Consider the following 7,781-nt stretch of genomic DNA (forward strand, 5'->3'; position numbering starts at 1 on the left):
ATGTGCGACTGATCGCCGCTCCGATGTGGGAATTCGGTGTCGACCAGGGAGTGCGGCAGTTCGCCGAGCTCGGCGTCGCGCTGGTGCTGTCCACCCTGATCGGGCTCGAGAGGGCGGTACAGCAGAAGAGCGCCGGGCTGCGCACCCACACCCTGGTGGGCGTGGGCAGCGCGCTGTTCATGCAGGTCTCCCAGTACGGCTTCGCCGATGTGCTGTTGCGCGACCACGTCGGCCTCGACCCCTCACGAGTGGCGGCGCAGATCGTCTCCGGTATCGGCTTCATCGGCGGCGGCCTGATCTTCGTCCGGCGCGATGCCGTCCACGGGCTGACCACCGCGGCGACCATCTGGCTCACCTGTGCGGTGGGCATGGCCTGTGGCGGCGGTCTGGCCCTGCTGGCCACCGCGGCCACCGCGGTGCACTTCCTGGTGATCCGGGGCTATCCGCTGCTCACCCGGCGGCTGCCGGCCCTCTGGTCGGCCGAACGGGTGGAGCTGCAGCTTTCCTACCGGGTGGGCGCCGGGCTGCTGCCGCGCGTGCTGGAGCTGTGCACGGGCGCTGGGTACAAGGTGCTGCGGGTCCGGGTGGACCGGGCGCCGTGGAAGGGCCGTAACCGCACCGCCCGGGTCGTCCGGGCCGAGGAGGAGGCCCGGCCCTCCGATACCGGCGTCGCCGAGGTGCAGCTCGCCCTCGAGGGCACCGGGGACGTCCTCCGGCTGGTCGGGGCGATCACCGAGCTGGACGGCGTCCTCGGCGCCGACGCGGGGCGGGACCTGGACTCGGACGAATGAGCTCCCGTGCGGAGCCGGCCCCGCACGCCGCGCGTGGAGCGGCCGGCCGGCGGTCCGGCCCGCTCGTCCATCGACGGAGGTGCCGCGGTGGCCGGGCCTGTCCGTGTCCGCCGGCGGGAACCGGGTGCCGGTGCACGACGGCCGACCGGTACATCACCCGACACGTCACCGAGCGCGCCGGGCGGTGGCACGCTCACCATGATCTGTGCCGACGGCAACCGGCAGATGTCCGTCGGCGGCGACAGCCATATGGAACACCTCGCAGAGGCAATGGGGTCAGTTGACCGGCAGTTTGTTGTTCTCCCGTCGGGAGGCTGTGCCGAGCAATGTACGTGCGACGCCTTCCAGCGATCCGAGCAGCGGGTTGGGGTCGTCAGCGCGCGTGATGAGCACGACCTCGCAGGGATCGATGTCGATGACGGGCACCACGGCGATGTCCTCGCGCACAGCAGCGCGTCGATCGCCGGCAGGGAAGATCGCGACACAGTGGCCGGTGGCGATGAGTTCCAGCTTGTCCTCGTAGCTGTCGTCGATCGCGGGCGGGGGTGGTGCCGGGCGGTCGCCGACCGGCTTGGGCGTGCTCCAGACAACCGGAGTGCTGACGCAGGCCACCAGTTCCTCGTCCGACAGAGCCCGCAGGCTGACGGTTTTCTCGTTCGCCAGATGATGGCTCGCCGACGTGACGAGTACCCGCGACTCCTCATGGAGCTTGGTCACCCGGAAGCCGTCCGTGGGGAAGGGCAGGGGCCCGTACGCGACGAGGGCGTCGACCCGCCCCTCGGCGAGGGCGCGGGTGTCCCGCCAGTCGAGGTGCCGGGTGCGGATCTGGCCGTCGGGGTGCCGGCGGCGCAGTTCCTGCACACAGGCGGTGATGACCAGTCCTTCGGCGCAGCCGATGGTGACGGCACGGGGCTGGACGGCGGCTCTGGCCGTGCGAGCGGCTTGCTCGGCCTCTTGGAGCAGTATCCGGGCCCTGGGAAGGAATGCCCGACCGGCGTCGGTGAGGCTGCTGCCCTGCGGCGAGCGGTCGAGAAGCCGGACACCGAGCTGAGCCTCCAGTCGCTGGATCTGGCGGCTCAGCGACGGCTGCGCCAGGTGCAGTCTGGTGGCGGCCCGGCCGAAGTTGCCGTACTCCGCCACGACCGTGAAATAGCGCACGAGCCGCAGATCGACGTCCATTCGCCCAGGGTACGTCGCGCGTCGTCATGCGCCTGGGGCATGGCGGCATACGGAACAGGTCTTGGACAGGGGGTGCGGGTGGATATTTGGCTTGCGGGCATGACCACTTATGACGGCAAGAAGATCGTGATCACGGGCGGAAGCAGCGGAATTGGCCTGACTACGGCCCGGTTGTTCGCGGACGGTGGGGCGCACGTACTGATCACCGGCCGCACCCGACCCACCCTGGACGCCGCGCTGGAGCAGTTGGGGGACAAGGCGGTCGCCGTCCGCAGCGACGCCGCGTCCCTGAAGGACATCAAGGCGCTGGCCGGCACGGTCCAGGAGCGGTTCGGCGCGGTGGACGCGCTGTTCGTCAACGCCGGCGTCACCGCGTCCGCGCCGTTCGACTCGACGACGGAGGAGATGTACGACGCGCTGTTCGGCATCAACGCCAAGGGCCCGTACTTCACGGTGCAGGCGTTGGCGCCGCTGTTGCGCGAGGGAAGCGGAGTGGTCCTCACCACGTCGGTGGTGAACGTCCTGGGCCTTGACGCGCTCAGTGTCTACTCGGCGAGCAAGGCAGCCCTGCGGTCGATGACGCGCACCCTGGCCCGCGAACTGCTGCCGCGCAAGGTGCGCGTCAATGCCGTGAGCCCCGGCCCGATCGACTCGGGCATCCTGGACCGCTCCTTGCCCGCCGACGTCGTCGAGACGATGAAGGACACCTACCGGAGCACCAACCCGATGCAGCGGCTGGGGAGGTCCGAGGAAGTGGCCGCCGCGGTGGCGTACTTGGCGTTCGGTGCGACCTACTCGACGGGAACCGAATTCTCTGTCGACGGAGGGGCTTCGCAACTCTAGGTGCTCTGACCGCATAGGTCCGCCGGGTCGTTCAGGCCCTGGTGGCGAGGGGGCGTCCACCCCAGCGGATGCTCTTCTTGCTGCGGATGCGGGCGCGTTCCTTGCGTTCGGCGGCCAGGACGCCCGGGCGGCGCGGATCGAGCATCTCGGCGGTGCGGGGTTGCAGGGTCATCGCCTTGCTCTGCCCGCCGCGTTCGGCGTGCCGGTCGACCACGCCGCGTGCTACCGCAGTGGGTCACCACACCACCGGCGGAGCGCGCGGCGCAGCGCGTCGACGTCGGAGGTGTCCGGATCGCGGTCGGCGGCCCAGGCGACGTAACCATCCGGGCGCACCAGCAGCGCGGCCGGCCCGGCCGAGCGGTGCGGGGGGCGTACGTCGACGCGGTCGGTCCAGCCGTCCACGGCGGCGCGCAACGTGGCCGAGCCGACCGCACCGAACAGCACCGGCCGGGGCAGGCGCATGGCGTCCTCGAGTTCGAGCGCGTCCGGTACGTGCCCGCCGGTCAAGGGATGCGCCCCCGCGCCCATCTCGTAACGGATGTCCAGGCCCTGCACCATGCTCACCAGCCGCTCGGTCATTCCCGTGGCCGGGATCAGCTCGCCGAACAGCTCGCGCATCGCACGGCTGTGCGCGTCGGGCCGCATGATCGCTATCTGCGCGCGAGTGTTCGCCAGCACGCGCGCGGCTACCGGATGCCGCTCGGTGGTATAGGTGTCCAGCAGTCCGTCCGGCGCCCAGCCCTGGACCGTGGCGGCCAGCTTCCACCCCAGGTTGGCGGCGTCCTGCAGCCCCAGGTTCAGCCCCTGGCCGCCGAACGGGGGATGCACATGGGCCGCATCGCCGGCCAGCAGTACCCGGCCCTTTCGGTAGGTGGCGGCCTGACGGGTGTTGTCGGTGAACCGCGTCGCGGCCTGGATCGCGGTGATGCCCACGTCCCTGCCGCTGACGTGGCGCAGGTTGTCCTGCAACTCGGCCACGGTGATCTCCGCGTCCCGGTTGGCGGGTGGGCCGTCGAATGCCACGGTCAGCAGCCGGCCGGCCCTCGGCCCGTGTGCGCACAGGCCGGTGCCGGTGAGGTTCCAGCCGAGGGGCAGCCGCTCGGGGGCGTCCAGGGTGACGATGGCCTGGTACCCGGTGGTCAGCGGTTCGGTGCCGGGGAAGTCGAATCCGGCCAGCTTGCGGACCGTGCTCCGGCCGCCGTCGCAGCCGACCAGGTAGCCGCCGCGGACGCGGACCTCCTCTCCGTCGCCGGTCGCGGCCCGAACGGTGACTCCCTCCGCGTCCTGGGTGAAGCCCATGATCGCGTGGCCGCGCAGCACCTGTACGCCGAGTTCCGCCACCCACGCGCCGAGGAGACGCTCCAGGGTCTGCTGCGGCATGACCGTGCCGGCCGGCACGTCGAGTTCCGGCCCGGGGTGCAGGAAGAGCCCGGCGAAGTGCCCGTTGAAGCGGCTCGGCGGGCGGGCCCCGGTGTCCCCGCCGGCCGCGGCGGGTTCGGCGCTCCGGCCGCCGGCGAATGCGGCGAAACCGTCGCCGTGCTGTGCCGATTCCGCCTCCAGCCGGGCGCGTAGCCCGCGCCGGGCGAGCAGCTGGGTGCTGCGACCGTTGATCCCGCCCGCCTTGATCGCCTGGCTCGGCTCGGTCAGCCGCTCCAGCAGGGTCACGGACACGCCGGCCAGCCGCAGCTCCGCTGCCAGCAGTAAGCCGACCGGACCACCGCCGGCCACCACTACGTCAGTGTTCATGATGACCATACTGAGCTAAGTATTGAGTCGAGTCAAAATTTGAGTCTGGTATGGTTCGGGCATGCCATCAGGGTTGCGTGAGCGCAAGAAGCGGGAAGCCAGGCGGCGAATCTCCGACGTCGCCACGGCCCTGTTCATCGAACGCGGATTCGACAATGTCACGGTGGCGGAGGTCGCGGAGGTCGCCGGGTTTTCCAAGGTGACCGTGTTCAACTACTTCCCGCGCAAGGAGGACATGTTCCTGGACCTCCAGGCCGAGGCGGAGGAACTGCTCGTCGGCGCGATCCGCGGGCGTCCGCAGGGTCAGCCGGTGGCCGAGGCGGTGCGGGCGCTGATGCACCGGCTGCTCGTCGAGAAGCATCCGCTGTCCGGAGCGCTGCCCCAGATGGCGGTGTTCGGGCGGGTGGTCGCGGACAGCCCCGCGCTGTGCTCCCGCGCCCGGGAACAGCGGGACGAACTCGCCGCGACGGTGGCCACCCTCGTCGCCGAGGAGACCGGCGACCCCGCCGGCGCCACCCTGATCGGCGGCCTCCTGCTGACCACAGTGTCCACAGCGGTGACCACGCCGATCGGGCGGCTGGTCGCCGGCCATGCGGCCGCCGAGGTGGCCGCGGACCAGCCCGGCGTCATCGACCACGCCTTCGACCTGCTGGTCAACGGGATCGGCGACGTCGGCGCACGGTAATCGCGCGGCCCGCCGATACGGGCGTCGCCGAGGCGCGGTTCGCCCTCAGGGTCTGGCACTCCGCCAAGGCGCCCTCCGGGAGGGGCGCGGCGCGCCCTTGGCTCAGAGCGCCCGCGCCCGGAGGCGGCGCAGCATCCGCGCGTCGTCGAACCCCACGTCCCGCGCCGCGGCCGCCACCGTCGAGCCCTGGCCGATCAGATGCTCCGCGCGCTCCAGCCGCAGCGTCTGCTGATAGCGCAGCGGGGTGAGCCCGCCGGTGGCGCGGGTGAACAGCCGGGTGAGGGTGCGTTCGCTGACCCCGGCCCCGACGGCCAGCCGCGCCAGCGACAGCGGTTCGGTGAACCGCGTGTCGATGACGTCCTGGACCCGGTGGACCACGTCGTCCAGATGGGAGCGGTGCCGCAGCATGGCGCTGGTCTGCGGTTCATCGCCGTTGCGGCGGGCGTAGACGACCATGTTCCGGGCCACCTGGGCGGCGAGCGCCGGTCCGTGCCGCACGGCCAGCAGATGCAGCGCCAGATCGATACCGCTGGCGATGCCCGCCGAGGTCACGACCCGGTCGTCGGTGGTGAACAGCACATCCCGTACCACCGTCGCCCGGGGGTGCCGGGCCGTCAGTTCGTCCTGCAGCTCATGGTGGGTGGTGCACCGGCGGCCGTCCAGCAGCCCCGCCCGGCCCAGCGCCAGCGCCCCGGCGCATACGCTGGCCACGGTGCCCCCGGCCGCGTGGTGGGCGCACAGCCGCTCCAGCGACTCCGGGCCGGGAGCCCGGCCGTCGTACGGTGGTGAGATCCGCCAGCCCGGCACCACGACCAGGTCGTCCGGGCCCGTCGTGGGCCACTCGGTCCGCGCGTTCAGCGTCAGACCCTGGGCGCTCGGTACCAGCTCCCGCTCGGCCACATAGCCGAGCTCGTAGGGCAGCCCGAGATCCGCCGCCGTGCCGAAGACCTGCGCCGGTCCGGCCAGGTCGAGCAGATGGACCCCGGGCACCAGCACGAACACCACCCGGCTCATACCGTCGAGGCTCCCGACTCCGCCTCCAGCTCGGCCACCGTGGCGATCCGGGCGAACCGGTCGCGCAGCACCGCCTCCGTGCGCTCCACGATCGCCTCGGCGCTCAACGCGCCGATCGGGTGGGTCGTGGTGGCGTCGGTGACGAACACGACCTCGTACCCCAGATCGCTGCCGACCCGGGCGGTGGTCTCCACGCACTGCTCGGTGCGGATCCCGCAGACCACCAGCTCGCGCACGCCCGCCTCGGTCAGCAGCTGCTGGAGCCGCGTGGTGGTGAAGGCGTTGTGGGCGGTCTTGTGGAGGACCGGCTCACCCGGAGCCGGCCGCTCCAGCTCCTCCAGCAGCCGGATCCGCCCCTGCTCCGGGTCGAACGCGCCCCCGCTGCCGGGTTCGGTGTGCAGCACCCAGATCACCTGGTCCCCCTCGGCACGGGCGAGGCGGACCAGCCGGTTCACCGGATCGGCGATCTTCGGGTTGGCGATCCGCTCCCAGGACGGGAGGGCGCGGAAGGATTCCTGGACATCGATGACGATCAGCGCTCGCTTCATGGTCCCCAGTCTGGCCAGGGACGAACGCCCTCGGCGAGGCACGATCGGGGCCGGTGGCGGAACGATCCGGTCAGCATCGGCGTCACCTGGCGCGAGTCCGGCTCAGTACGAGTAGAAGCCCGAGCCCGTCTTGCGGCCCATCCGGCCCGCGTCCACCATCCGCAGCAGCAGCGGGGGAGCGGCGTACAGCGGCTCCTTGTACTCCTCGTACATCGAGTCGGCGATCGCCGCGATGGTGTCCAGGCCGATCAGATCGGACAGCTTCAGCGGGCCCATCGGATGGGCGCAGCCCAGCTCCATGCCGTTGTCGATGTCCTCGCGGCTGGCGATCCCGGACTCGAACATCCGGATGGCGGACAGCAGATAAGGGATGAGCAGCGCGTTGACCACGAACCCCGCGCGGTCCTGGGCGCGGATGGCGTGCTTGCCCAGGATGTCGCCGACCAGCGCCTCGGAGCGCTTGATGGTCTCGTCACCGGTGGTGAGCGCCGGGATCAGCTCCACCAGCGCCTGCACCGGCGCCGGGTTGAAGAAGTGGATGCCGATCACCTGGTCCGGGCGGGAGGTGGCGACGGCCAGCTTGACCAGCGGGATGGAGGAGGTGTTGGAGGCGAGGATCGCGTCCGGGCGGGTCACCACCTGGTCGAGGACCTGGAAGATCTCCGTCTTGACCTGCTCGTTCTCGACGACCGCCTCGATCACCAGATCACGGTCGGCGAATTCCCCCAGATCGGTGGTGAAGCTCAGCCGGTCCAGCGTCGCGTCGCGCTGCTCCTCGGTGATCTTGCCGCGCTCCGCGGCCTTCCCGAGGGAGTTGGTCAGCCGGGTACGCCCTATCTCCAGGGCCTCGCCCGTGGTCTCCGCGACCATGACGTCCAGGCCGGATCGGGCGCACACCTCCGCGATGCCCGCACCCATCTGGCCACAGCCCACCACTCCGACGCGTTCGATGTCGGTCACATCGTGCCTTTCGCT

At 71.2% G+C, this 7,781-nt stretch carries 9 protein-coding genes; 3 read left to right on the plus strand and 6 right to left on the minus strand.

What is annotated here, in order from left to right:
* Positions 1–2: 2 nt before the first annotated feature.
* Positions 3–791 (plus strand): MgtC/SapB family protein, encoded by a 789-nt coding sequence (locus tag GWI24_RS36310; RefSeq protein WP_374103381.1) that lies wholly within the window; start codon positions 3–5, stop codon positions 789–791.
* 276 nt (positions 792–1,067) lie between these two features.
* On the opposite strand, the gene GWI24_RS36315 is transcribed toward GWI24_RS36310, so the two are convergent.
* Positions 1,068–1,970: a LysR family transcriptional regulator gene (locus GWI24_RS36315; protein WP_210950297.1), complete on the minus strand. Its 903-nt coding sequence runs from the start codon at positions 1,968–1,970 to the stop codon at positions 1,068–1,070.
* Between the two features lie 99 nt (positions 1,971–2,069).
* Here GWI24_RS36315 and GWI24_RS36320 point away from each other — a divergent pair, with 99 nt between their 5' ends.
* Positions 2,070–2,813, plus strand: a complete 744-nt coding sequence (locus GWI24_RS36320; RefSeq protein WP_210950298.1) for an SDR family oxidoreductase — start codon at positions 2,070–2,072, stop codon at positions 2,811–2,813.
* A 31-nt stretch (positions 2,814–2,844) separates the two neighbouring features.
* Here the strand turns inward: GWI24_RS36320 and GWI24_RS36325 are convergent, their stop codons facing one another.
* On the minus strand, positions 2,845–2,985 hold the full coding sequence (locus GWI24_RS36325; RefSeq protein WP_210950299.1) for a hypothetical protein: 141 nt from the start codon (positions 2,983–2,985) through the stop codon (positions 2,845–2,847).
* A 50-nt stretch (positions 2,986–3,035) separates the two neighbouring features.
* Positions 3,036–4,559, minus strand: coding sequence for an FAD-dependent monooxygenase (locus GWI24_RS36330; RefSeq protein ID WP_210950300.1), 1,524 nt, complete (start codon positions 4,557–4,559; stop codon positions 3,036–3,038).
* A gap of 61 nt (positions 4,560–4,620) precedes the next feature.
* On the opposite strand from GWI24_RS36330, the gene GWI24_RS36335 reads away from it, so the two are divergent.
* Positions 4,621–5,244, plus strand: a complete 624-nt coding sequence (locus tag GWI24_RS36335; protein WP_210950301.1) for a TetR/AcrR family transcriptional regulator — start codon at positions 4,621–4,623, stop codon at positions 5,242–5,244.
* 102 nt (positions 5,245–5,346) lie between these two features.
* Here the strand turns inward: GWI24_RS36335 and GWI24_RS36340 are convergent, their stop codons facing one another.
* From GWI24_RS36340 to GWI24_RS36350, 3 genes are all read right to left on the minus strand, one after another.
* Positions 5,347–6,258, minus strand: coding sequence for a GlxA family transcriptional regulator (locus GWI24_RS36340; RefSeq protein WP_210950302.1), 912 nt, complete (start codon positions 6,256–6,258; stop codon positions 5,347–5,349).
* Entirely contained in the window at positions 6,255–6,806 is a 552-nt protein-coding gene (locus GWI24_RS36345) for a cysteine hydrolase family protein (protein WP_210950303.1), read from the minus strand. The genes GWI24_RS36340 and GWI24_RS36345 overlap by 4 nt, the downstream gene beginning before the upstream one ends.
* Positions 6,807–6,908: 102 nt before the next feature.
* Positions 6,909–7,766 carry a 3-hydroxybutyryl-CoA dehydrogenase gene (locus GWI24_RS36350; RefSeq protein ID WP_210950305.1) on the minus strand — a complete coding sequence of 286 codons (858 nt, stop codon included), beginning with the start codon at positions 7,764–7,766 and terminating at the stop codon, positions 6,909–6,911.
* Positions 7,767–7,781 lie beyond the last annotated feature (15 nt).

The organism is Streptomyces sp. MK37H, from assembly GCF_018035285.1.
Lineage (GTDB): Bacteria > Actinomycetota > Actinomycetes > Streptomycetales > Streptomycetaceae > Streptomyces > Streptomyces endocoffeicus.